Genomic DNA, 209 nt, shown 5'->3' with positions numbered 1-209 from the left:
CCAGACCACCAACGGGGAGGGATACCGGCTGTATGCCAGCGACCCGGACAAGTGCCGGGAATGCCCGCTACGCGCGCAATGCACGCGCAGTGAAAAGGGGCTCAAGCAATTAAGCCGACATGTCTGGCAGGAAGACCGGGAACGGATAGCCCAGAACCGGCTGAGCGAAGTGGGCAAACAGATTTACAAGGGACGGCAAGAGACGGTGG

1 protein-coding gene is annotated in these 209 nt (G+C 60.8%); it reads left to right on the top strand.

Translation table 11 applies throughout. From position 1 onward, the window contains the following. A partial coding sequence (locus ACW5W8_RS24185) for a transposase (protein WP_498630956.1) occupies positions 1 to 209 on the top strand: 209 nt, incomplete at both ends.

The organism is Aeromonas aquatilis (genome assembly GCF_054052405.1).
The sequence above is the reverse complement of the archived record's forward strand: the minus strand, read 5'-3'. Positions and strand labels throughout refer to the sequence as shown.